Source organism: Streptomyces sp. NPDC048612, from assembly GCF_043199295.1.
In the GTDB taxonomy this organism is placed as follows: Bacteria; Actinomycetota; Actinomycetes; order Streptomycetales; family Streptomycetaceae; genus Streptomyces.
The window spans coordinates 1-23351 of the sequence record NZ_JBICVV010000018.1 but is presented as its reverse complement, the minus strand read 5'-3'; the positions used below and the strand labels follow the sequence as shown (position 1 = coordinate 23351).

Here is a 23351-nt window from a genome sequence, read left to right as displayed (position 1 = left end):
CCCCGCCATGCTGACCACCGACTACGTCCCGGGCACCCCGAACTGGCTCGACCTGGGAGCCCCCGATATCGACGCCGCCGTCTCCTTCTACTCCGCCGTGTTCGGCTGGAGCTTCCAGTCGGCCGGCCCGGACGCCGGCGGGTACGGCTTCTTCCAGCTGGACGGCCGGACGGTGGCGGCCATCGGCCCGCTGACGGACGAGGGCGCCCGCTCCGCCTGGACGGTGTATTTCCACACGCCCGACGCGGACGCCACTGGCAAGGCGGTGGAGCAGGCCGGCGGCGCGGTGCGGGTCCCGCCGATGGACGTCTTCACCGCGGGCCGGCTGGCCGCCTTCACCGACCCGGCCGGCGGCGACTTCGCGGTGTGGCAGCCGGGTGATGTCCAGGGCCTGGAGCGGGTGATGGAGCCCAACACCCTGTGCTGGACGGAGCTGTACACCACCGACGCGGCCGCGGTGAAGGACTTCTACCGCTCCGTCTTCTCCTGGGACTGCCAGGACATGCCGATGGGCGGCGACCTCGTCTACTCCGTGGTGTCCGCACCGGGCGGCGGCCGGGGGGACGACTCGGGGCAGGGCGGCATCATGCAGCTGCCGGAGGAGAACCTGCGGGCCGGCTCGACCTCGGAGTGGCACCCGTACTTCGGCGTGACCGACTGTGACGCCACCTTCGCCGCGGCCACCGGCCATGGCGCCACGGTCCTGATCCCGCCCACCGACGCCTCCGGAGTCGGCCGCCTGGCCATGGTCATGGACCCGGCGGGCGCCCCGTTCGCACTGATCAAGGGCGACCCGACGATGACCTGACCCGGCCCGGCCCGCGCGTCCTGCGGCAGGCCGCGCACGGTGCGGCGTGCCCCGGCACCGTGCGCACAAATACCGTGCGCGCGACGGTCCGCGGCGCCTATCGTCCCCGGGCAGTGGACCGTTCGACGGCGGGAAGGAAGGGTGCGGCCGTGGTGGGAGCGGAGCGGCAGGAGCGGTGGACGGCGTCGGGAGTCCGGCTCCGCCAGGTCACCTCCGGTACGGGGCACGGAAACTGGCTCTTCGTGCCCGGCGGACCGGGACTGGGCTCCGAGTCCCTGCACGGCCTGGTGGCGGCGGCGCGGGTCCCCGGAACCGCCTGGCTGGTCGACCTGCCCGGCGACGGCTCCAACCGTCACCGTCCCGAGGTTCCCGTCGATCCCTACGCCCGCTGGCCGGGCGTGCTGACGGAGGCCGCGCAGGCGCTGGACGAGGTCGTGATGGTCGGTCACTCCACCGGCGGCATGTTCCTGCTGTCCGTCCCGGAACTGGCGGCGCAGCTCAGGGGCATGGCGTTGATCAGCAGCGCGCCGCATGCCGGCTGGCGCCCCGCCTTCGCCCAATACGCCCAGGACCACCCGCTCCCCGGCGTCGACACCGCCGCCGAGCGCTACGCCCGGCAGCCGGACGACCGGACCCTGCGTGCCCTGACGCTGGCCGCCGCGCCCTGGAACTTCACCCCGTCCGCGGTCGCCGACGGCCGGGCACTCCTTGCGGACCTCCCTTACTGTCATGACGCGGTGGCCTGGGCCGACGCCCACTTCGACGACGGCTACCGCGCACGCTGGACACCACGGAGCCTGCTGACCCTGATCGTCAGCGGCGACCGCGACCGCGTCGTCGACCAGCGGATCTGGCAGGACGAGCCCGGCTTCCACGGTCAGCGCATCCTGCACCGCCGGATCGGGGAGGCCGGTCATTTCCCCTGGATCGAGAACCCCGAAGCCGTCCGGGCGGCCTTCGCCGACCTCGCCGGCCTCCTGGGTCCCTGAAGGGCTGTCCCTCAGGCGGTGTCCCGCGGCCGGGTGTCCACCATGCGCTTGATCTTGCCGACCGAGCGCTCCAGGGTCTCCGGGTCGACGATCTCCACCGCGACCGAGACCCCGATGCCCTCCTTGACGCTGCGCGCGATCAGCCCGACGGCTGCCGCGCGTTCCTCGGAGGTCGCCTCCGCCCGGGCCTCGGCCCGCACCGTCAGTTGGTCCATCCGGCCCTCCCGGGCCAGCCTGAGCTGGAAGTGCGGGGCGATGCCGGGGGTGCGCAGCACGATCTCCTCGATCTGCGCGGGGAAGAGATTGACACCGCGCAGAATGATCATGTCGTCGCAGCGTCCGGTGATCTTCTCCATCCGGCGGAAGGCGGGGCGGGCGGTGCCCGGCAGCAGCCGGGTCAGATCCCGGGTGCGGTAGCGGATCACCGGCATCGCCTCCTTGGTGAGCGAGGTGAAGACCAGCTCGCCGTGCGCCCCGTCCGGCAGCACCTCACCGGTGAGCGGATCGACCACCTCCGGATAGAAGTGGTCCTCCCACACATGCAGCCCGTCCTTGGTCTCCACACACTCCTGGGCGACGCCAGGACCCATGACCTCCGACAGGCCGTAGATGTCCACGGCGTCGATCGCGAAGCGCTCCTCGATCTCACGGCGCATCTCCTGGGTCCAGGGTTCGGCGCCGAAGACGCCCACCCTGAGCGAGGTCGTACGGGGGTCGACGCCCTGCCGCTCGAACTCGTCCAGCAGGGTGAGCATGTACGAGGGCGTGACCATGATGATCTCGGGGCGGAAGTCCTGGATGATCTGCACCTGGCGGGCGGTCATCCCGCCGGAGGCCGGAACGACCGTACAGCCGAGCCGCTCCGCGCCGTAGTGGGCGCCCAGTCCACCCGTGAACAGCCCGTATCCGTAAGCGATATGGACGGTGTGGCCGGGCCGGCCGCCGGCCGCGTGCAGGGAGCGGGCGACCACCTCCGCCCAGTGCGCCAGATCGCGTTCGGTGTAGCCCACGACCGTCGGGCGGCCGGTGGTGCCGCTGGAGGCATGGAGCCGGCGCACCTGTTCCTTGGGGACGGCGAACATCCCGAAGGGGTACTGGGCGCGCAGATCGTCCTTGACGGTGAACGGGAAACGGGCGAGATCGCCGAGCGAGCGGCAGTCCTGCGGATGCACCCCGGCCCGGTCGAAGGACTCCCGGTAGAACGGGACGTGGTCATAGGCATGCTGCAACGAGGCGCGCAGCCGGGTCAGTTGCAGCGCGCGCAACGCGTCCCCGGAGAGCCGTTCCACCTCGTCGAAGGTCTCATGGCCCGTCGTCGCTTCCGGCATGGAGTTCACCGCCTCGTGTCCCTACCGATCATTCGGTAGCCGCATGCTGATCCAAGTAATCAGCGCGCGGCGAACACGTCAAGGGGCGTGGCGCAGCCGGCTCACGGGTAGCGTCCAGCGCATGAGTGACGTCCAGAAAGTGCAGGTCGGTGCGGTCCAGCTGGCATACCGGGTCTGGGGGGAGGAGGAGGCGCCCCCGGCGGTGCTGCTGCACTGCCTCGGTGAGGACGGCGAGGACTGGCGCGGCGTGGTCGGACGGCTCGCCGGCACCCATCGGGTGTTCGCCCTCGACCAGCGCGGCCACGGCCGCAGCGACTGGCCGGGCGACTACGGCGTCGCACAGTGGCGGGACGATGTGATCGGCTTCCTCCAGGCGCTCGGCCTGGAGCGGGTGGCCCTCATCGGACACTCGCTGGGCGCGCTGGCCGCCCTGCTGGTGGCGGCGGAGCGCCCGGAGCTGGTGTCCCAGCTGGTCCTGGAAGAGGTGCCGCCGCCGCTGCCCGCCGACCCGCCGCAGGAGGTGCCGGAGCCGCCGCGCGGCCCGCAGCCGTTCGACTGGCAGGCCAAGGTCGCGGTGGTGGCGGACCGCAACGCACCCGACCCCGTGTGGTGGGAGGCGCTGGGGAAGATCACCGCACCGACCCTGGTCATCGGAGGTGGCGAGACCAGCCACATCCCGCAGGGGCACCTCGGCGAGCTGGCCGAGCGGATTCCCGACGCCCGGCTGGTCACGGTCGAGGGCGCCGGGCACCTCGTCCATGAGGAGCGCCCCGGGGAGTTCCTCGCCGCGGTCAACTCCTTCCTCGCGCCGCGTCCGTAGCCTGCCGCGCGGTGCGTGGGGCCCGCCCGCCCGGTGTGCCCTGTGCTCGCCGCCGTACGCCCTCCCCTCGGCCCCCTCGGGCCCTGAGGTCCGAGAAAGGCCAACCGTGCAGCTGACCCCCTCGCTCTCGCTACGGAGTGCCCTGCTCGCCGGTGTCGCCGTGACCGCCCTCTGCGCCGGTGCCCCGGGGGCCGTCGCGGCACCGGACGCCCCGCGGTTCGCGGCCGCCCCGTCTTCCTTCGCCGACGCGCCGGCCATCGCCACCGCGCACGGCCCGTACGGCCGGCTCCGGCCGCTCGCCGCGCTGTCCGCCGAGCGGCTGGCCACCGGTGATCTGGTGGCCGCGGCGAAGTGGGGCACCGGCACGCCGGTCGACGACCCGGCCCGGGAGCGGGAGGTGCTGCGGTCGGTGGCGGCACAGGCCCGGGAGCTGGGCGCCGATCCGGCGGCCACGGTGCGGATCTTCCGGGACCAGATCGAGGCGAGCAAGGTCGTGCAGCGTGGTCTGCACCGCCTATGGGAGGCGGACCCCGGCCGGGCGCCCACCGAGCGGCCCGACCTCGGTGCGGTGCGGAAGGAGATCAACCGCGTCAACGGCGAGCTGGTCCGGGCCATCGCCGCCTCCCCGTCCGCCCGTTCGGCGCCGTACTGCGCTCCGCTGCTGACCACGGCCGCCGTGCGGGTGCGCCATGCGCGGCACCTGGACGGCCTGCACACGGCCGCCCTGGCCCGCTCCCTGCGGTCGGTCTGCGACGGGGGCTGAGGGCCGGGGCGACGCACTCCGGCCGGTCGGCCCACTGATCGGCCTGCCCGGTCGGCCCGCCTGGTCCCGCCGCCCGTCCGGCCCGCCGCTCCGGCCGCCCCCGCCCGCTCAGCCCGTCCGCTCGCCCGCCGCCACCGCCTTCGCCCAGCGGTAGTCCGCCTTGCCGCTGGGGGAGCGACGGATGTGGTCGGTGAGGACCACGGTCCGCGGGATCTTGTAACCGGCCAGCCGCGTCCGGCAGTGGAGCTGGATCTCCGGGAGGGCCAACTCAGCCGATCCCGGCCGGAGTTGGATCACGGCGGCGACCCGCTGGCCCCACCGCTCGTCCGGCACGCCCGCCACCAGCGCGTCATAGACGTCCGGGTGCGCCTTCAGTGCCTGCTCGACCTCCTCCGGATAGATCTTCTCGCCGCCGGAGTTGATGCACTGCGAGCCCCGGCCGAGGACGGTGACGATGCCGCCCTCGTCGACGGTGGCCAGGTCGCCCAGCAGCACCCACCGGTCGCCGTGCGCCTCGAAGAAGGTCTCGGCGGTCTTCTTCGGGTCGTTGTAATAGCCCAGTGGGACATGTCCGCGCAGCGCGATCCGGCCCACCTCGCCGACCGTGACCGGCTCGTACGTCGCCGGGTCGACCACCGCGGTACGGGAGTTGACCTGGAGGCGGAAGCCCTTGTCGGGGCCGGAGTCCTCGGTGGCGGTGCCGTTGAAGCCGGACTCGGAGGAGCCGAAGTTGTTGAGCAGCATGACGTCCGGGACCAGCGCGCTGAACTGGGCGCGTACGGTCTCCGAGAGGATCGCGCCGGAGCTGCTGACGCTGAACAGCGAGGAGCAGTCGGTGTCCCTGAGCGGCCCGCCGAGCGCGTCCACGAGCGGCCGCAGCATCGCGTCGCCGACCAGGGACACGCTGGTGACGCGCTCCCGCTCGATGGTCCGCAGCACCTCCTCGGGCACGTACTTGCGGTGGATGACCACCTTCTGGCCGAAGTGGAAGGCGATGAACGCGGTGAGGGTGGAGGTGCCGTGCATCAGCGGGGGCGTGGGGAAGAAGACCAGGCCGTCGCCCCCGGCCGCGACCCGCTCGGCCAGTTCCTCCGGCCGGCCGACCGGTTCGCCGGTCGGCGCCCCGCCGCCCATCCCGGAGAAGAAGATGTCCTCGTGGCGCCACATCACGCCCTTGGGCAGACCGGTGGTGCCGCCGGTGTAGATGACGATCCGGTCGTCGGCGGAGCGCGGGCCGAAGCCGCGGGCGGGGGAGCCGGCGGCCTCGGCGTCCGCGAGGGCGACGGGCGCGATCCGCGGCTCGGGGGCGCTGTCCGGCGGGGTGCCGACCCGGACGAGGTGCCGTAAACCGGGGGCCTGGGGGAGGGCGGCGGCCACCCGCGCGGTGAACTCCGCGTCGAAGACCAGCGCCGCCAGGTCCGCGTCCCGGTAGAGGTAGGCCAACTCCTCTTCCACGTAGCGGTAGTTGACGTTGACCGGGACGGCGCGGATCTTCAGGCAGGCGTAGACGGCCTGGAGGTACTCGATGCCGTTGTAGAGGTGCAGTCCGACGTGCCGGCCGGGGCCGATGCCGTGATCGGCGAGGTGATGGGCCAGGCGGTTGGCGGCGCGGTCCAGCTCCGCGTACGTCAGCCGCCGCTCGGCGCCGGTCCCGGGATGGTCGGCGTACACCAGGGCCTCGCGGTCGGGGACCGTGTCGACGATCGACTCGAAGAGGTCGGCAAGGTTGTACTCCACGTCTCCTCCAGACCGGGCGGGCGTCGGCTGGGGGCGTCTCTCCGGTCTCCGTGGGCCTGCGAGGCGCCCCCTCGGCGGTCATTAGAGCGCCGCCGCGAGGAGCAGGGAAGGGCCCCGGGCAAGAAATCTGACTGTCTGTCAGAAAAGCCTTGAAGTCGCCGTGCGGCTACTGCAACCTGTTCTCGTCGCGAGACGGGAGGACGGAACATGGGTGGTACGGAACATCTCTCGGTGGAGCGCGTCGGCGCGACACTGGTGCTCACCCTCAACCGGCCGGAGGCGAAGAACGCGCTCTCGCTGCCGATGCTGGTGGGCCTGTACGACGGCTGGACCGCCGCCGACGAGGACGACGCGATCCGCTCCATCGTCCTCACCGGCGCCGGCGGCACCTTCTGCGCCGGGATGGACCTCAAGGCCCTCGCGGGCGACGGGATGGCCGGCGCGGGGTACCGCGAACGGCTGCGCGCCGACCCGGACCTGCACTGGAAGGCGATGCTGCGCCACCACCGCCCCCGCAAACCCGTGATCGCCGCCGTCGAGGGGCACTGCGTCGCGGGCGGGACGGAGATCCTCCAGGGCACCGACATCCGGGTCGCCGGGGAGAGCGCCACCTTCGGGCTCTTCGAGGTCCGGCGCGGACTGTTCCCGATCGGCGGTTCCACCGTCCGCCTGGCCCGCCAGATCCCCCGCACCCACGCCCTGGAGATGCTGCTCACAGGCCGGCCCTACACCGCGGACGAGGCCGCGCGCATCGGCCTCATCGGCCAGGTGGTGCCGGCGGGGACCGCACGTGACAAGGCCCTGGAGATCGCCGAACTGATCAACGGCTGCGGACCGCTGGCCGTCGAGGCCGTCAAGGCCTCCGTCTACGAGACCGCCGGGATGACCGAGGCCGACGGGCTGGCGGCCGAACTCGCCCGCGGTTGGCCGGTCTTCGACACCGCCGACGCCAAAGAGGGCTCCCGGGCCTTCGCGGAGAAGCGCCCGCCCGTCTACCGGCGGGCCTGAGCCTAGGAGTCCCGTATGTCCGAGGCCCTCACGGCCCCCCTCGTCGTGGAGTTCCCCTTCACCCGCTCGCTCGGCCCGGTCCAGAGCGCCTTCCTCACCGGGCTGCGCGAGCGCACCGTCCTCGGTGTCACCGGGAGCGACGGCCGGGTGATCGTGCCGCCCACCGAGTACGACCCGGTCACCGCCGAGGAGATCCGCGAACTGGTCGAGGTGGGCAGCCGCGGCACCGTCACCACCTGGGCCTGGAACCCGTCCCCCCGCCGCGGCCAGCCGCTCACCACCCCCTTCGCCTGGGTCCTGGTCCGGCTCGACGGCGCCGACACCGCGCTGCTGCATGCGCTGGACGCCCCCGGCCCCGACGCCGTGCACACCGGCATGCGGGTCCGCGTCCGCTGGGCCGCCCACCGCACCGGCGCGATCACCGACCTCGCCTGCTTCGAACCGGACGACCGGCCCGGCACCGACGGCGAACCGGCCCCGCACGGCGCGGAGTTCGCCGATCCCGTCACCGGCATCACCGCCCCCGCCCGGCTCGACTACACCTACGCACCCGGCCGCGCCCAGTCCCGCTACCTCCAGGCCCTCGCGGACCACCGGATCACCGGCGAACGCTGCCCCTCCTGCCGCAAGGTCTACGTCCCGCCCCGCGGCGCCTGCCCCACCTGCGGCCTCGCCACCGACACCCAGGTCGAGGTCGGCCCCCGCGGCACCGTCACCACCTTCTGCATCGTCAACATCAAGGCCAAGAACCTCGACATCGAGGTCCCTTACGTCTACGCCCACATCGCCCTGGACGGCGCCGACCTGGCCCTGCACGCCCGGATCGGCGGCATCCCGTACGACCGGGTCCGCATGGGGCTGCGGGTGGAACCCGTATGGACCGGCGACGGCCGCTTCCCCGACCACTACCGCCCCACCGGCGAACCCGACGCCGACTACGACCGCTACAAGGAGCTGATCTGATGCGCGAGGTCGCCATCGTCGCCTTCGGGCAGAGCGATCACGTCCGCGACAGCGCGGAGACCTCCGAGGTCGAGATGCTGATGCCGGTCCTGCACGAGGTGCTGGACCGGACCGGCCTGGCGGCCCGGGACATCGGCTTCACCTGCTCCGGCTCCTCCGACTACCTCGCCGGCCGAGCCTTCTCCTTCACCATGGCCCTGGACGGCGTCGGCGCCTGGCCGCCGATCTCCGAGTCCCATGTCGAGATGGACGGCGCCTGGGCGCTGTACGAGGCCTGGGTGAAGCTCCTCACAGGCGAGGCGGACACCGCGCTGGTCTACGCGTACGGCAAGTCCTCGCCGGGCGACGTCCGCGAGGTCCTCACCCGCCAGCTCGACCCCTACTACGTGGCGCCGCTGTGGCCCGACGCGGTCGCGCTCGCCGCCCTCCAGGCCCAGGCGCTGATCGACGCGGGACTGACCGACGAGCGCGAGCTGACCGCGATCGCCGCCCGCAGCCGCGCCGACGCCGGCGACAACCCCCATGCCCAGCTGCGCGGCGCGGTCCCCACGGGCGAGCAGCTGGTCGCCCCGCTGCGCGCCGGCCACTGCCCGCCCATCGGCGACGGCGTGGCCGCCGTCGTACTCGCCGCCGGTGACACCGCCCGCCGGCTGACCGACCGCCCCGCCTGGATACGCGGCCTCGACCACCGCATCGAGGCACACGGCCTGGGCGTCCGCGACCTCACCGACTCACCCTCCACCCGGCTCGCCGCCGAACGCGCCGGAGCCTTCCAAGGGCCGGTCGACACCGCCGAGTTGCACGCCCCGTTCGCCTCCCAGGAGGTCGTGCTGCGCCGGGCGCTCAAGCTCGACGCGCCGGACAGCGCGGTCCGGATCAACCCGTCCGGCGGCGCGCTCGCCGCCAACCCCGTCATGGCCACCGGGCTGATCCGCCTGGGCGAGGCCGCCGCCCGCATCCAGAGCGGCGCGTCCGACCGCGCCCTCGCGCACGCCACCTCGGGGCCGTGCCTGCAGCAGAACCTGGTCGCCGTCCTGGAGGGTGAGTGATGAGCAAGGAGCCCGTGGCCGTCATCGGCATCGGACAGACCCGGCACGTCGCCGCCCGGCACGACGTCTCGCTCGCCGGACTCGTCCGCGAGGCCGCCCGGCGCGCCCTGGACGACGCCGAGCTGACCTGGGCGGACATCGATGCCGTGGTGATCGGCAAGGCCCCCGACTTCTTCGAGGGCGTGATGATGCCCGAGCTGTACCTCGCCGACGCCCTGGGCGCCGTCGGCAAGCCCATGCTGCGGGTGCACACCGCCGGCTCCGTCGGCGGCTCCACCGCCCTGGTCGCCACGAACCTCGTCGCCGCCCGCGTCCACCGCACCGTCCTGACCCTCGCCTTCGAGAAGCAGTCCGAGTCCAACGCCATGTGGGGCCTGTCCCTGCCGGTCCCCTTCCAGCAGCCGCTGCTCGCCGGCGCCGGCGGCTTCTTCGCCCCGCACGTCCGCGCGTACATGAGGCGCACCGGAGCCCCCGACAGCATCGGCTCCCTCGTCGCCTACAAGGACCGCCGCAACGCCCTCAAGAACCCCTACGCCCACCTCCACGAGAAGGACCTCACCCTGGAGAAGGTGCAGGCCTCACCGATGCTCTGGGACCCGATCCGCTACTCCGAGACCTGCCCGTCCTCCGACGGTGCCTGCGCCATGGTCCTCACCGACCGCGCCGGGGCCGCCCGCGCCCCGCACCCGGCGGCCTGGGTGCACGGCGGCGCCATGCGCAGCGAACCCACCCTCTTCGCCGGCAAGGACTTCGTCTCCCCGCAGGCCGGCAAGGACTGCGCCGCCGACGTCTACCGGCAGGCCGGGATCACCGACCCCCGGCGGCAGATCGACGCGGTGGAGATGTACGTCCCCTTCAGCTGGTACGAGCCGATGTGGCTGGAGAACCTGGGGTTCGCCGAGGAGGGCGAGGGCTGGAAACTCACCGAGTCCGGCGTCACCGAGCTCGACGGCGCGCTCCCCGTCAACCCCTCCGGCGGGGTGCTGTCCACCAACCCCATCGGCGCCTCCGGCATGATCCGCTTCGCGGAGGCCGCCCTCCAGGTACGCGGCCGGGCCGGCGAGCACCAAGTCGACGGCGCCCGCACGGCGTTGGGACACGCCTACGGCGGCGGCTCGCAGTTCTTCGCGATGTGGCTGGTGGGTGCCGACACGCCCGGCGGCTGACCACGGCCGGGGGCGGACGCGCCCGGCCGGCGCGCCCGCCCCCGGATCACCACTCCACCGCCTCGCCACGTCCTCTGTCCGTCCCCGGACACAGTGGTTAGGCTGACCGCGGACGACGAACCGGGAGGTGCGGGACAGGTGACCGACAGCATCACGGAGCAGCGGCTCGTGGGTGGACCCAGGCCCGATCTCGACCTGGCGCAGGCCGAGTGGCAGTCGAGCCCGCAGGGGGTGGGCGGTGTCCAGATCGCCTTCGTCGAGGGCTATATCGCGATGCGCAACCGCCGCAGCCCCGAGATCCCGCCGGTGATCTTCACGCCCGCCGAGTGGCGCGCCTTCGTCCTCGACGCGCGCGAGGGCGAGTTCGACCTCACATAGGGCATGTCGCCCGCTCACCCAGGGCGTGTCTCCCGGTGTCTACCGGAGCGCAGGACACGCCGTGACACGGGGACACGAGGCGCCGCGGTGGTCAGGTGAGGACCACGCACCCCCGCTCGCGGAGCGCCAGGACCGGTTCCGCCCCGTCCGGCACGGCGTTCCAGCGCAGATCGAGCTTCTCCAGCGACGGCAGCTCCGCGATCCAGGGCGGCAGCTCCGTGATCCGGTTGCCGCGCAGATCGATCCGGCGCAGCAGCGGCAGGCCGGACAGCGCTTCGGGGACATGACGGAGCGCGTTGTCCCGCAGTTCCAGCACCCGCAGCGCACCCAGTCCCGCGAGGCTCCCGGGCAGCGCCGTCAGCGCATTGCCGCCCAGCCACAGCTCCCGCAGCCGCCCGAGCCGCCCCAGCGACTCCGGAATCTCACCCAACTCCGCCCGCTGCGCCCGGAGTTCGACCAGCCCGCCCATCCCGCCGAGCGCCGCCGGCAACCGCCCGAGCGGATTCTCGCCGACGTTGAGATAGCCGAGCCGGTCCAGCCTGCCGAGGCTCTCCGGCAGCGCGGAGAGCCGGTTGTCGTGCAGGTAGAGGAAGCGGGTCAGCCCGGTGAGGTCACCGAGTGCGTCGGGGAGCGCGGTCAGTGCGTTGTGGCCGAGGTCGAGGGTGTGCAGCGCCCACAGCCGTCCGAGCGCCGCCGGGACCTCGGTCAGCGCGTTGTCGGCGAGGATCAGCACCTCCCAGTCCGTGTGCCGCCAGACCTCGGGCGGTACCGCCCGCAGACCCGCCTTCCAGAGGTCGAGTACGGGCGGCAGGCCGGGCTCGTCGTGCGGCATGGGCAGGATTCCTTCCGGAAGGCGGGGCCCGGCGGCTACGGCCAGTCGAGCAACTCGGGCAGCGGGGCCACCGCCCCCGACCGGCGGCAGTCGAGCGGGTGGTCCGGCCTGCGGCCGGCCAGCCAGGCCGCGAGACCGGTGAGCGGGCCGCGCACGGTGACCTCCGGCGCTCCGTCGGAACCGTACCGCCGGGCCGGCGTGCCGTCCGTGGCCGTCAGGACGAGGCGCAGGTCCCCGGGGACGCGGGGCGCCAGGTGGTCCAGGAGGTGGTGGCACAGCTCCCGGGGCCAGTCCCGCGGGCCGTGGCCGATCCGCGTGTCCGCCGTGTGGATCTCCAACTCCCGCCACCAGGCCAGCAGTGCGGCGCGCAGATCGCCGTTGCGATGCGCCACCGGCCGCGACCAGTCGGCCGGCCCGACCGCCGCCCAGGCCGCGGACGCCTCGGCCAGCGCGGCCCGTACGGCCTCCCGCAGCGCCGCCGCGTCCCGCAGCGCTCCGGCCTCGATCGCGGCGGCGCGCGCCGGACGGCCGCCGTCGTACGGCTCGATCAGCTCACCGCGCAGTCCGTAGCGGGCCTGCCGGGCCAGGGCCAGACCGACCCCCTCGATATGCGACAGGACATGGGCACGGGACCAGCCGGGCAGCTCGCTGGGCTCCCGCGCCGCCTCGTCGGTCAGCGCGGGCAGCAGGGCCCGCAGCCGCTCCTGCCCCGCCTCGATCCCGGCCCGTACCGCCTCGGCCGTCTTCGCGTACTCCGCCGTCGTGGTCACCGCAGCTCCTTCGTCCTGTCGGGCGGCTCGGGGCCGCGCCCGTCCGGCGCCGAGAGGCCAGGCATCTCACCGGGCGCCGGGCGCGGCGCGCATCCGGGCCGCCCGCCCGCGAACACCCGGAGAACGCACGGCAGTTGACGTAAGCCGGCCACTCCGCCCCCTCCACCGACTAATGGTGTGTGAGGAAGCTACCATTAGCTCCATGACCGCACCACGGCTCGCCCTCGACCTCGCCGTCACCATCCGCCACGACGGACACGGAGGCGTCGCCGACGACCTGGCCGACCGGGAAGGGCTCGCGGCCTGGGTGCGCGAGAGGGCCGCACCGCTGGACTGCGCCGAGCAGCCGGTCACCGTGGACGCGGCGCTGCACACCGCCGTACGGGAGGTGCGGGCCGCGGTCCGGTCGCTGTTCGCCCGCGCCGTCCGGCCGGGACCGCCCAGCTCCGCCGACGCCCACCGGCTCCTCCCGGAAGCGGAGGCGCTCGTCCGGCTGAACACCGCCGCGGCCCTGGTCCCCACGGTGCCCCGGCTCAGCTGGGGGCCGGACGCCCGGCCCACGCTCCGGCTGCACCCGGCCGGCTCCCCGCCGCCCGCCGACCGGATCGTCGCCGCGCTCGCCCGCGCCGCCCTCGCCTTCCTCGACGGCCCGGACCGCGCTCTCCTGCGGGCCTGCCCCGCCCCGCGCTGTGTGCGCTACTTCGTCAAGGACCACGCCCGCCAGGAGTGGTGCACCCCCTCCTGCGGCAACCGCGCCCGGGTCGCCCGCCACCACGAACGCCGCAGGGAAGGCCGGGAGGGTGCCCCGTAGGCTGGTGCCATGACGGGTGAACGCGATCTCCGGACCCTGCTGAGCGCGATGCGTCCCGAACGCAACGAGGGCCGCTACGTCTTCGCCGTCGTCCCCGGCGCGGTCCCCGAAGGACTGACGCCGGTGGTCACCGTCACCGAGCCCGAGGGCCGCACCCTCGTCGTCCACCAGGAAGAGGCCGACCGCGCCGGCCTGGCCTACGACTACGTCGCCGCCTGGATCACCCTCCGGGTGCACTCCGCACTGGACGCCGTCGGACTCACCGCGGCCGTAGCCACCGCACTCGCCCAGGCCGGCCTCAGCTGCAACGTCGTCGCGGGCTTCCACCACGATCACCTCTTCGTGCCGTATGACGCGGCCGACGAGGCGCTGCGCCGGCTGCGCGCCCTCGCCGACCAGGCCTGAGACCACCGGCCACCGGGCGGCCGACGGCGCCGCGCACCGGGTGTCGCCGACCCCGACGTCGGCGCGGCGCGCCCGGCCGGGCCACGTACGATGGCGGCATGTCCTTCCTCCGCCGCCGCAGCGCAGCCACGCCCGCCGGGCCTGACTTCGACGTCCTCGCCATGGACCCCGGGGACTGGCCGGGCAACCTCGGAGCCGGGCTGCTGCCCGCGCCCGACGGAAGCTGCCAGGGCGTCTTCCTCCGCTACGACCTGTTCGGCGGCCGCGGTCCCGCGATGATCATCGGCAATCTGCCGGAAGGCTCCCCGGCCCGCGAGCTCGACGACGACCAGGTGCCCTTCGAGGTCGCCCAACTCCTCGCCGCGCTCGGCAACGACGAACCGGTGACGGTCGTGGACACCGAGGACACCCCGGTGATGCACGAGGACAACCTGCTGATCGTCAAGCGCGTCAAGTGCTCCGAGAGCCGGATCTCCTGCGCCCAGTTCGACCGCAGCGACGGCGTGCTGGTCACCATCGCGAGCTGGGACCGGCCGATCACCGACGACCTCTACGCCCTGCTCAAGCCGCTGCCCGCGGAGCTCTTCCAGCAGGGCTGAACCCCGGCTCGGCACCGGAGCGGACACGGTCGCGCCCGGTGGACGGTTCCCCCGTCCACCGGGCGCGACGCGCTCACCCGCCGGCTCCTACGAACCCGAGTTCCGCACCTCGACATCGGCCGCCCGCACATAGCCGACCCGGTGCCCGAGCTGGATCTCGTAGTAGACGTCCTTGCCGCGCACGACCGCGTGCTTGGTGACGTCGAAGGTCGGGGAGTAGAAGTACTCGCCCCGCATCCGGCCCCCGACCGCGTACTGCTGCCCGGCGGTGAGCTTGTACGGCAGCGGGGAGACCGCCTGGTACGGGACCCCGGCCGGATAGGCCTCCTTCTCCGGGTACGCCCGGCCGTAGACCGGGATCTCCTGCCGGCCGTCCTTCGGCGTGGCGATCTGCCCCCTGGCGTGCACCGCCACCGGCTCGTCCGCCGGATTGTGGAACCACGCCTTCTGCCCGAGGTACCAGATCGCCGTCCAGTCGCCGGTCCGGCCCGCCACCGCGAACCGCTGCCCCGTCGTGGCGCGGGCGCCCGTGTCGTTCACCCCGGTCGTCGAGGCGCTGCCGTCCGGGTGCAGTCCGACGTCCTTGACCAGCGGCGCGTCCTCGTCCGGCGCGCTGTAGAGCCGGACCGCCGTGGAGCCGTGCGGCGCACAGGTGTCACCGGCCTTGGTGCAGCCCGTGTACACCGGCTGGTGCTCGTCGTAGTCGGGGCGGATGGTGACCAGTCCGCCCCGCTGGCCCGCGGTGGCCTTGAACGGCTTGCCCAGCAGGGTGAAGTAGTGCGCCCAGTCCCAGTACGGGCCGGGGTCGGTGTGCATGCCCGGGATCGTGGCCGTCGTCGTGCCGGGCACGTTGTCGTGCCCCAGGATGTGCTGCCGGTCGAGCGGCACGTCGTACTTGCGGCTCAGATACTTCACCAGCCGGGCCGAGGTGCGGTACATCGCCTCCGTGTACCAGGCGTCCGGCGCGGCCAGGAAGCCCTCGTGCTCGATACCGACCGAGTGCGAGTTGATGTACCAGTTGCCCGCGTGCCAGGCGACGTCCTTGGTGGGGACGTGCTGGGCGATCAGACCGTCCGCGGAGCGGATCGTGTAGTGCCAGGACACATAGGCCGGGTCCTTGATCAGCTTCAGCGTGGTCTCCCAGGACCCCTCGGTGTCATGGATGACGATGGCGCTGACCCGCTGGTCAGCGGGCCGGTCCGCCTTGTCGTGGTTGCCGTAGTCACCGTCCCCGAACTCCTCGTACGGGGCCGGGACCGACTCGCAGGCCACGTTCCGCGGGCACTCCGGCCGGCGGGCGGCGGCCGCCGGGGCCTGGGCGCCCGGCGCGCTGAGACGTTTCTGCTGCCCGCTGTCCGGCGCAAGACCCGGCGCGGCGGCCAGGGCGACCCGCTGCCCCGCGTCGGTGGTGCGCGCCTGGCCCTGCCGCATCACCGCGTACACCTCGTCCGCGAAGGCCCGGCCGCTGCGCGCGCTGTCCTGGCCGCCGTAGCGCGCCACCGCGGCGTACCACCGCGCCGGGTCGGCGACGGCGGCCGTGCCCAGCTTGCGCTGCTCGGCGGCGAGCAGCGCCGCACCGCCGAGCACGTTCGCCGCCGGGTCGGTGCGCAGCTTCCCGGCCGGAATCCCGGTCAGCCGTGCGGCCGTCGGCAAGGTACGCAGCCGCGCGGGGAGTTCGGCGGGCAGCGCGGCCCGCTGCGCCGCGCCGGACGGCACCCGCTTACGGCCCCGTGCCGCGTCGCCGCGCGCGTCCTCGTCGCCCTCGCTGAACTCCGGCATCCGGGTCAGGGCCGTACGGGCGTCGGTCAGATGCATCGGACCGTAGCCGCCCGAGACACTGGGCGCACCGCCGTGCGCGTCCCACCGCGACTCCAGGTACGAGACGCCGAGCAGCACACTGCGCGGCACATGGAAGCGGGCGGCGGCGTCGGTGAAGGCCTGTTGCAGCGCGTCCGTCCGGGGCTGCCCGGCCTGCGCGGACGGCGCTCCCGAGAGCGGCAACAGCAGTACCGCGGCAGCGACGGCGGTGGCGGATCTCCGCAGCGCGGGGCGGCGGACTCTCTTCTCGTCTTCCGGGGCGGATTCGTGCAAAGCAACCTCCTCGAGCCGGCCCGAGCCGGGACGGTGTGACGGTGGGTGCGCAAACGGCCGCACGGGCGGGACCCGAGACTAGAGCCCCTGTCGGCCCAGAGCCATACGTCTGCCGACAGTCCGTCAAACACCATGCCCGTTCGGGATTCCGCATGTCAGGGCGTCTCCAGAGGAGCCTTCCCACAGCGGTGCCGGGCCCGCGAAGCGTCAGTGGAATGGACCAACGACCCGGCTCCCGCGGACGGTGAGGAGAAGAGCCGGTGAGGGACCGGCGGACATGGGTGAGCGGCGCACCCCGTGCCCGGGCGCGCCGCTCACAGTCCCCCCTCGGCGGTCAGCGGGTGCCGACCGCCGCCCTTACCGCACGCCGCGCCATCTGGCAGTCGTCGTGCAGTCGGCGCAGGAGCAGCCGCTGCTCCTCGCCCGCCGCCGGCACACCGGGTTGTCCCGGAACCGGTGCGCCCGTCGGCGTGGGCTCGCGCATGGTCCGCTGGACCGCGGTCTCGTAGCGCCGGATCTCGCGGGTGAGCACCAGCATCAGATTCACCAGGAAGGCGTCCCGGGAGGCCGGTCCGGCGTTCTGGGCGAGCTGGCTGATGTGGCGGCGGGCCACCGGCGCGTCACCGAGCACCGACCACAGCGTCGCCAGGTCGTAGCCCGGCAGATACCAGCCCGCGCTGTCCCAGTCCAGCAGCACCGGGCCGGCGGGGGACAGCAGCACGTTGTTCAGCAGCGCGTCGCCGTGACAGAACTGGCCCTGGGTGTGCGACAGGCCGTGCATCAGCTTCTGCAGATCGCCCAGGTCCCGGTCGGTCAGCAGCCCCAGGTCGTGATAGCGGCCGATGCGGCCCGCGTAGTCCAGCGGGGTGTCGAACAGACCGGCCGGCGGACGCCAGAGGTTGATCCGGCAGATCGCGCTGAGCGCGGCCCGCACATCCGCACGGGGCGGGGCCTCGGACGGGTGCCGGGTCAGGGCCGCGACCCGGCCGGGCATCCGCTCCATCACGAGCGTGCAGTTGTCGGGGTCGGCCGCCACCAGCCGCGGCACCCGAACCGGCGGACGATGCCGGACGAATGCGCGGTATGCACTTATTTCCTGCCGGAACCGTTCAGCCCAGGCCGGGGACTGGTCCAGTAAACACTTGGCGACCGCGGTCATCCGGCCCGTCGTCCCCACGAGCAGGACGGATCTGCCGCTGCGCCGCAGCACCTGCACCGGGTTGAACTCCGGGCAGATGCGGTGCACCGAGGCGACGGCGGCGCGCAGCTGGGCGCCCTGGGGGCCGGACAAGTCGAGCCGGCCGCTGAGCGGTTGGGCGCTCGTCCCCTGTACCCGTCGCGTACGGCCGCCGGGGAGACCGCTGACCGATGCGCCCGTGGACGGTGACGGGTCGAGGTACGGCCCGCCTCCGGCCGGATGCGGGCGGTGCGGCCGGGTGGGGGTGGTCACGGCGGACGATGCTGCATACATGGGTGAGACAGATCCCTTCGTGCGCCGGCGAGTTGCGTGCGCTCCCCGGCCCGGTGGTGAGAACCCGTGAACGGGCCCCGTGCAGAAGGCCGATCCAGGGTCCCTGTGAAGGGCGCGCACCCTGGGGAATGCGGTCCCGCCACCAGGCCGGGGGCGGCATGTCTACAGAACACGTGGCTGCGGGTGGCAGACCATCTGGCGCAGGGTGGCGAACCCTGGCGAATGGACACAGCGCATGTCACGGGCCGTTACTGTCAAATGAGTCGAGGAACCTGGGGGCTTGACGTGGACAGGCAGCCGAACACCCGTCTCGCGGACCTTTTCGGCCTGGCCGGCTGGTCCAAGGGAGAGCTGGCGAGACTGGTCAACCGGCAGGCGGCGGCCATGGGCCATCCGCAGCTGGCGACCGACACCTCACGAGTGCGGCGCTGGATCGACATGGGGGAGACCCCGCGCGATCCGGTGCCGACGGTTCTGGCTTCCCTGTTCACCGAGCGCCTCGGCCGTGTCGTAACCATCGAGGACCTCGGGTTCGCGAGAACAGGCCGCTCGGGGAAGCGGCAGGCCATGGACGGTCTGCCGTGGGCTCCCGAACGGACCGCCGCGGTCCTCACGGAATTCACGGGAATGGACCTCATGCTCAACCGACGCGGCTTGGTGGGTGCGGGCGCTGCGCTCGCCGCGGGTTCCGCACTCACCGGCGCCATGTACGACTGGCTGCACACCGACCCGACACCGGCCGGCGCCCCACGCCACGACCACCCGTTCGCTTCCGACTCCGTCCACGAACTCGACCAGATCGGCCTCGACCGCTATGAGGCGGCCCCCGTGGGGTCGCAGGAGATCGACGCCCTGGAGCGCTCGGTCGAGGTCTTCCGCGCCTGGGACGCGGCCCGCGGTGGCGGGCTCCAGCGCAAGGCCGTGGTGGGCCAGCTCAACGAGGTCGGCGGCATGCTCGCCTACCGCCACCCCGACCATCTCCAGCGCAGGCTGTGGGGAGTGGCCGCCAACCTGGCGGTGCTGGCCGGCTGGATGTCCCATGACGTGGGCCTGGAGCCCACCGCCCAGAAGTACTTCATCATCGCCGCCCATGCGGCCCGCGAGGGCGGCGACCGCCCCCGTGCCGGCGAGGCGCTCTCCCGTGCCGCCCGTCAGATGGTGCATCTGGGCCGCCCGGACGATGCGCTCGATCTGATGAAGCTGGCCCAGTCCGGTTCCGGCGAGGAGACCCTGCCGCGCACCCGCGCCATGCTGCACACCATCGAGGCCTGGGCGCAGGCGTCCAAGGGGCACGGCCAGGCGATGCGCCGCACCCTGGGCGAGGCGGAGGACCTCTTCGTCTCGGACAAGGGAGATGTGCCGCCGCCGAGCTGGATGCAGATGTTCGACGAGGCGGATCTGCACGGCATGCAGGCGCTGGCGTTCCGTACCCTTGCCGACCACGACGCCTCGGCCGCCCGGGTCGCCCAGCACCACGCCAAGCGGGCGCTGACCCTGCGGGAGAACGGCCGCCAGCGGTCGCAGATCTTCGACTACATCTCGATGGCCTCGGCCTGCTTCATCGGCAACGACCCCGAACAGGCCGACCGTTACGCCCGGCTGGCGCTGGTGTCCATCGGGGAGAACTCCTCGCACCGGACATGGGACCGGCTCCGCGAGATGTTCCGGCTCACGGGGCAGTACGCGAACTACGCCAAGATCCAGGACCTGCGGGAGGAGATCCAGCATGTCCTGCCGAAGGCGAAGCCCAAGTCGAAGGGTTCGGGCCTGGGCCCCGGTATCGGGGCGGGCGTCGGAACGAACCTCTCGGCCTGAGGCGGGCGGCGACGCGGAGGGTGACGGTGCGTCATCCGTCTCCGCGGAGGGCGAACCGTCCTCCGCGGCCCGGCCGCCTCAGCCCACCGACGGTCCGCCGACGGACGTCACCGGGGTTGCCGTCACAGCACCGGTCCGGCCTCAAGCGGCCCCGACACGCCCCCGGAGGTGTGTCAGCCGCCGACCCGGGCGACCAGCACACAGGCGTCGTCCTCGCGCTCGGCCGTGCCGAACTCCTCGACGACGATGCGGACGCTGTCCTGCGCGGTGCGTGCGGCGGCGAACCGCGGCGCCAGGGCGAGGAGCCGCTCGGCACCCTCATGGGCGGTGTCCGCGCCCTGCGCACGCCGCGGGACGAGGCCGTCGGTGTGCAGGACGAGGAGGTCGCCGGGTTCCAGCTGCTCGGTGTGCTGGGTGTAGGCCGCACCCGAGGTCGCGCCGAGGAGGACGCCCTCGGGCGGGTCCAGCGCGCGCCCCGTGCCGCCGCGGAACAGCAGCGGTGCGGGGTGCCCCGCCTGGGCCCACTCCAGCGTCCGCGCCGTGGGGTCGAACCGGCCGCACACCGCGCTGCCCAGCGCCGGCTGGGTCGCGGTGTCCAGCAGTTGGTTGAGGAAGCCCATCAGCGGGCCCGGCCGGTGTCCGGCGACCGCCATCCCGCGCAGCGCGCCGAGCACCATCGCCATCCCGGACGTGGCGGTGACGCCGTGCCCGGTGAGGTCGCCGACACTCAACAGGGTGCTGCCGTCCGGGAGTTGCAGCGCGTCGTACCAGTCCCCGCCGATCAGGTCGCGGGTGCCGGCCGGCAGATAGCGCCCGGCGAGGTCGAGGGCCACCGGGCCGCCGTGCGGGAACCGCAGGGAGCCGCGCCACGGCGGCAGCACGGCCTCCTGCAGCTCGACCGCAAGCCGGTGCTCGGTCTGCGCGATCTGCCGCTCGCGGTGCAGCGAGTCACGGGTCTCGTGCACCGCCTGCTGGCTGCGGCGCAGCTCGCTGACGTCCCGCAGCACGGCCCACATGCAGGCGGTACTGCCGTCGGCGTCGAGCACCGGCTCGCCCACCATGTGCACCGTGCGCAGGCTCTCGTCCGGGCGCACGATGCGGAATTCGCCGTCGATCGGCCGGCCGTCCACCAGGCAGTCCGTGACCATCGTGGCCAGCCCGTCCTGGTCCTCGGGGTGCACCAGGGACGGCAGCTCGTCGAGGGTGAGGGGGCCGTCGGACGGGGCCCGGCCGAACATCGCGAACAGCTCGTCGGACCAGCTGACCTCGTCGGTGAGGAGGTTCCACTCGGCGCTGCCCACCCGGCGCAGCAGCGAGCCCCGCTCATGGGGCGCGGGCTCCGGCGGCGCGGCCGGCGGCTCGTCCGCACTCTCCGTGGGCAGACCCTCGCGCAGCTGGTCGAGATGGCCGCCGAGGTCGTCGAGGTGGTGCACCGCGAGATCGCACAGGGCGCGCTGCCAGCGCAGCTGGGGGCCGGCGGCGAGGCCGGTGTCCACCGAGGACTCCCGGCGGACCGCGTCGAGGCCGCCGCGCAGGCGGCGGGCCTGCGTGATGAGTGCCTCGACCGTTTCACGCTCGGGGGGCCGGTCGGCTGAGTGATCCGCGAAGAGAGGGGACGGCATGACGTACTCCGTGATCAGGCGGCGCCGGGCTGAAGGGCCGGTAACGACTGTTGCACAGGCGGCGACGGTCCGTAAGGGATTTGGCACTACCCGATACGGTGGTGCACCCGGCATATGCCGCCGGCCCTGCTGGGGCAACCCCGGGGCGAATCGGCGGAATAACAGCTTCCGCGCTAGGCTTCGGCCGCCGTACGCAGGCGTTCCCGTCGATCCATGGTGGGAACGAGGCATACGGCCCGTGGTCACCGGCAAGAATGCCGGTCAGCGGAAATCCCGTTGCCAGCCTGCCCCCCGCACCGGATGCTGACCTCATGTTCGATCCAGACATAGCGCCCAGTGGCACCCTGCTCGGCCTCCTTCAGCGAGGCCGCGGCGACGGGACCCTGCATGCCCTCGCGGCGCCGCGGGCCGAGGCGCTCGCGGCACTCAACGACAGCGTGCTGCGCGACCCCCGGCGCGACTGGCAGGTCGAGAACCGCTCGCTCTACTACGCCCGCCTCTACATGCAGCTCGACGGCGGCCTCGAGCAGATCGAACGCCACCTCTTCCACCCCGACGACCTCGTCGACACGGGCGAGGAGCGCACCGGTCTCGCCCTCGCCGTCCTCGGTCACCTCGCCGCGTACGGCAGGGACGCCGCCCGGCTGCTGCTGCGCAGCTACGCCGCGGCCGGCAGCAACTGGCGCTGGGCCCTGGACGAGCTCGCGCTGCGTGACGACGACGCCGGGCTGATGACCCTCGCCCACCCCGTGCTGGCCCGCTTCCCCGAGACCGAGCACGGCGAGGCCGAGCTGGCCGCCGCCGTCCGCGACGCCTTCGAGCCCCGGCCCTGGCGGCTGTGGGCCGAGGACCCCCGCTACGGCGCGCGCCTGGCCGCCGCCGGGGAACAGGGCTCCTTCGACCGCTGGCAGCGGCAGCTGCGGCCCAGCGGACCGCGCCCCGGGTGGAGCGTGACCGAGATCCTGGAGTGGGCGCAGCAGGAGCCCGCGGAGCAGCGGCACCACGCCGCGGCCCGCTGCCTGGGCGCCGTCGTCGGCCCCGAGGACCGCCCCGAGCTGCTGCGTGCCGCGCGCACCGGCCCGGACACGGCGCGCGCCGCCGTGCTCCACCACCTCGCCGAGCGCGGCGACCCGGACGCCTTCGACCTGATCGAGACCGCGGTGGCCGACCCCTTCTCCTCCGAGCCGCTGGTCTCCGCCGCGCTCGCCGCGTTCACGCGGATGCGCAGTGTGGCCGCGGTCGGGCGGGCCCGCCTCTGGGCGGCGCGCGCCGACCGGCTGGGTGCGGCCGCCGCCGCGGTGCTCGCCCGCCGCGGCGGGCGAGCCGACACCGAGCTGGTGCTGGCCGCGCTGCGCAGGACCGTACGCGAGGAGGGGCCGGACGCGGACGGCCTGTGGGAGCTGGTGGACGGCACCGGCCGCCTCGGCGTCACCTGTGCCGCCCCCGTCCTGCGGCACATCTACCGAGAGACCTCCTCCTCCCACCTCCGCGGCCGGGCCGCCGGGGCGCTCGCCGCCACCGACCCCGGGTTCGCGGCCGGCTTCGCCGTCGAGTGCCTGTGGGACTGCGAGGAGACCACCCGCGAACTAGCCGCTCGGCACGCGGCCACCGGCGACGACCGGGTCGTCGAACAACTCCGTCGGCTCGCCGCCGACCCCGCCGAGGAGGACGAGGTCCAGACGGCCGTCCGCAGCCGAATCGGACCCGAGGGGTCCTAGGTTCTTCCCACGTTTTCGGCTTTCCCGCCGTGGTGGCTCGCGCTGTTTCGGCTCCGCTGCGCGGGGCGTGGGTTGAGGTGGTGTTTGTTGCTGCCTCGCCGTTGCGCCTGCGGCGGGCGGGTCCGCTGCGCGGGGCTGTCGGGTGCGGTGACGGGCCTGCGCGGGTGGGGTGTGCCGGACTGCTTCGCTTTACGTCCGGCACACCCCA

The 23351-nt window shown here is 73.4% G+C and carries 21 protein-coding genes; 14 read left to right on the top strand and 7 right to left on the bottom strand.

Annotated elements, in window-relative coordinates; genetic code table 11:
* Positions 1-7 precede the first annotated feature (7 nt).
* On the top strand, positions 8-808 hold the full coding sequence (locus ACGFN2_RS24675; protein WP_362603316.1) for a VOC family protein: 801 nt from the start codon (positions 8-10) through the stop codon (positions 806-808).
* A 149-nt stretch (positions 809-957) separates the two neighbouring features.
* Positions 958-1797 (top strand): alpha/beta fold hydrolase, encoded by an 840-nt coding sequence (locus ACGFN2_RS24670; RefSeq protein WP_393363904.1) that lies wholly within the window; start codon positions 958-960, stop codon positions 1795-1797.
* Positions 1798-1808: 11 nt separating this feature from the next.
* On the opposite strand, the gene paaK is transcribed toward ACGFN2_RS24670, so the two are convergent.
* Positions 1809-3125 carry a phenylacetate--CoA ligase PaaK gene (paaK, locus tag ACGFN2_RS24665; RefSeq protein ID WP_393363901.1) on the bottom strand — a complete coding sequence of 439 codons (1317 nt, stop codon included), beginning with the start codon at positions 3123-3125 and terminating at the stop codon, positions 1809-1811.
* Positions 3126-3246: 121 nt separating this feature from the next.
* On the opposite strand from paaK, the gene ACGFN2_RS24660 reads away from it, so the two are divergent.
* Positions 3247-3945 carry an alpha/beta fold hydrolase gene (locus ACGFN2_RS24660; protein WP_393363898.1) on the top strand — a complete coding sequence of 233 codons (699 nt, stop codon included), beginning with the start codon at positions 3247-3249 and terminating at the stop codon, positions 3943-3945.
* Between the two features lie 106 nt (positions 3946-4051).
* Positions 4052-4708: a chorismate mutase gene (locus ACGFN2_RS24655; RefSeq protein WP_393363895.1), complete on the top strand. Its 657-nt coding sequence runs from the start codon at positions 4052-4054 to the stop codon at positions 4706-4708.
* Between the two features lie 108 nt (positions 4709-4816).
* Here ACGFN2_RS24655 and ACGFN2_RS24650 read toward each other — a convergent pair whose 3' ends face one another.
* Positions 4817-6445: an acyl-CoA synthetase gene (locus tag ACGFN2_RS24650; RefSeq protein ID WP_393363892.1), complete on the bottom strand. Its 1629-nt coding sequence runs from the start codon at positions 6443-6445 to the stop codon at positions 4817-4819.
* A gap of 207 nt (positions 6446-6652) precedes the next feature.
* Between ACGFN2_RS24650 and ACGFN2_RS24645 the strand changes: the two genes are divergently transcribed.
* The 5 genes from ACGFN2_RS24645 to ACGFN2_RS24625 all read left to right on the top strand — a co-directional run bounded on the left by ACGFN2_RS24645 (position 6653) and on the right by ACGFN2_RS24625 (position 11009).
* The gene (locus ACGFN2_RS24645) at positions 6653-7453 is read left to right on the top strand and encodes a crotonase/enoyl-CoA hydratase family protein (RefSeq protein ID WP_393363889.1); all 801 of its coding nucleotides are present in this window, start codon (positions 6653-6655) and stop codon (positions 7451-7453) included.
* Positions 7454-7468: 15 nt separating this feature from the next.
* Complete coding sequence (locus ACGFN2_RS24640) at positions 7469-8416, top strand: Zn-ribbon domain-containing OB-fold protein (protein ID WP_393363886.1); 948 nt, start codon at positions 7469-7471, stop codon at positions 8414-8416.
* Entirely contained in the window at positions 8416-9465 is a 1050-nt protein-coding gene (locus ACGFN2_RS24635) for a thiolase domain-containing protein (RefSeq protein ID WP_362603292.1), read from the top strand. Before ACGFN2_RS24640 ends, ACGFN2_RS24635 begins: the two co-directional genes overlap by 1 nt.
* Positions 9465-10631 (top strand): thiolase domain-containing protein, encoded by a 1167-nt coding sequence (locus tag ACGFN2_RS24630; protein ID WP_362603289.1) that lies wholly within the window; start codon positions 9465-9467, stop codon positions 10629-10631. The genes ACGFN2_RS24635 and ACGFN2_RS24630 overlap by 1 nt, the downstream gene beginning before the upstream one ends.
* A 138-nt stretch (positions 10632-10769) precedes the next feature.
* Positions 10770-11009: a DUF397 domain-containing protein gene (locus ACGFN2_RS24625; protein WP_362603287.1), complete on the top strand. Its 240-nt coding sequence runs from the start codon at positions 10770-10772 to the stop codon at positions 11007-11009.
* Between the two features lie 91 nt (positions 11010-11100).
* Here the strand turns inward: ACGFN2_RS24625 and ACGFN2_RS24620 are convergent, their stop codons facing one another.
* Both ACGFN2_RS24620 and ACGFN2_RS24615 read right to left on the bottom strand, forming a co-directional pair.
* Positions 11101-11841, bottom strand: a complete 741-nt coding sequence (locus ACGFN2_RS24620) for a leucine-rich repeat domain-containing protein (protein WP_393363882.1) — start codon at positions 11839-11841, stop codon at positions 11101-11103.
* A 35-nt stretch (positions 11842-11876) separates the two neighbouring features.
* Positions 11877-12611: a maleylpyruvate isomerase family mycothiol-dependent enzyme gene (locus ACGFN2_RS24615; RefSeq protein ID WP_393363880.1), complete on the bottom strand. Its 735-nt coding sequence runs from the start codon at positions 12609-12611 to the stop codon at positions 11877-11879.
* A 202-nt stretch (positions 12612-12813) separates the two neighbouring features.
* Between ACGFN2_RS24615 and ACGFN2_RS24610 the strand changes: the two genes are divergently transcribed.
* From ACGFN2_RS24610 to ACGFN2_RS24600, 3 genes are all read left to right on the top strand, one after another.
* On the top strand, positions 12814-13422 hold the full coding sequence (locus tag ACGFN2_RS24610) for a CGNR zinc finger domain-containing protein (RefSeq protein WP_362603278.1): 609 nt from the start codon (positions 12814-12816) through the stop codon (positions 13420-13422).
* Positions 13423-13431: 9 nt separating this feature from the next.
* Entirely contained in the window at positions 13432-13827 is a 396-nt protein-coding gene (locus tag ACGFN2_RS24605; protein ID WP_393363876.1) for an ACT domain-containing protein, read from the top strand.
* Between the two features lie 98 nt (positions 13828-13925).
* Entirely contained in the window at positions 13926-14426 is a 501-nt protein-coding gene (locus ACGFN2_RS24600; RefSeq protein ID WP_393363874.1) for a hypothetical protein, read from the top strand.
* A gap of 87 nt (positions 14427-14513) precedes the next feature.
* Here ACGFN2_RS24600 and ACGFN2_RS24595 read toward each other — a convergent pair whose 3' ends face one another.
* A complete protein-coding gene (locus ACGFN2_RS24595; RefSeq protein WP_393363871.1) occupies positions 14514-16517 on the bottom strand; it encodes an N-acetylmuramoyl-L-alanine amidase in 2004 nt (667 codons plus the stop codon).
* Between the two features lie 334 nt (positions 16518-16851).
* Positions 16852-17988, bottom strand: a complete 1137-nt coding sequence (locus ACGFN2_RS24590; RefSeq protein WP_362603266.1) for an aminoglycoside phosphotransferase family protein — start codon at positions 17986-17988, stop codon at positions 16852-16854.
* Positions 17989-18273: 285 nt separating this feature from the next.
* On the opposite strand from ACGFN2_RS24590, the gene ACGFN2_RS24585 reads away from it, so the two are divergent.
* Positions 18274-19803, top strand: a complete 1530-nt coding sequence (locus tag ACGFN2_RS24585) for a hypothetical protein (RefSeq protein ID WP_393363868.1) — start codon at positions 18274-18276, stop codon at positions 19801-19803.
* Between the two features lie 173 nt (positions 19804-19976).
* Here ACGFN2_RS24585 and ACGFN2_RS24580 read toward each other — a convergent pair whose 3' ends face one another.
* Positions 19977-21425, bottom strand: coding sequence for a PP2C family protein-serine/threonine phosphatase (locus ACGFN2_RS24580; protein ID WP_393363865.1), 1449 nt, complete (start codon positions 21423-21425; stop codon positions 19977-19979).
* 311 nt (positions 21426-21736) lie between these two features.
* Between ACGFN2_RS24580 and ACGFN2_RS24575 the strand changes: the two genes are divergently transcribed.
* Positions 21737-23143: a HEAT repeat domain-containing protein gene (locus tag ACGFN2_RS24575; protein WP_393363862.1), complete on the top strand. Its 1407-nt coding sequence runs from the start codon at positions 21737-21739 to the stop codon at positions 23141-23143.
* The last annotated feature ends 208 nt before the right edge of the window (positions 23144-23351 follow it).